A 720-nucleotide genomic window follows, 5' to 3' on the forward strand; every position below is an offset into this window, starting at 1 on the left:
GGCGTCCGGCGCCTACGCGTTGCGCTGGCCGGCAGGCTGGCGCAATTGTTCGTCCACCACTTCGATCCAATGCCGCACCGGCGTGTCGGTGCCGCTTTGCAAATGGCCGATGCAGCCGATGTTGGCGGACAGGATCACATCCGGTCCGCCCGCGGCGATCGCGCCCAGCTTGCGGTCGCGCAACTCCAGCGCGATTTCTGGATTCAATACCGAATAAGCCCCCGCCGAACCGCAGCACAAATGCTTGTCGGCGAACGGCTGCAACGCGAAACCCAGATCCGCCAGCAGTTGTTCCGACAGCGGCCGCAGCCCTTGCCAATGCTGCAGCGTGCAAGGCGGATGGAAAGCCGCGCGCGTACCCGCCTGCAGCCGCGCGCGCAATTGCGCCGCATGCGGCGCAACGATTTCGGCTACGTCCTTCACCAGCGCCACGATGTCCGCGGCCTTTTGCGCATAGGCAGGATCGTGCCGCAGGTGATGCGCATATTCCTTGACCATGGCGCCGCAACCGGACGCGTTCATGACGATGGCCTCGACCTTTCCGTCCTGCAGCAGCGGCCACCAGGCGTCGACGTTGGCGCGCATCTGCGCCAACGCGTCGTCCTGGGCGTCCAGGTGGAAACTGGCCGCGCCGCAGCAGCCGGCGCCGGGGGCAATGCGCGCGCCTATGCCGACCGCGTCCAGCACGCGGATGGTGGCCGCATCGATGGTGGGCATCAT

Annotated in this window: 1 protein-coding gene; it reads right to left on the reverse strand. The window is 66.8% G+C overall.

Annotated features, from left to right (window positions below):
* Positions 1-12: 12 nt before the first annotated feature.
* The coding region (gene glcF, locus AC6LKD_RS32640; protein ID WP_498118546.1) for a glycolate oxidase subunit GlcF at positions 13-720 on the reverse strand (708 nt) is incomplete at its 5' end.

Source organism: Achromobacter sp. D7-1 (genome assembly GCF_059760445.1).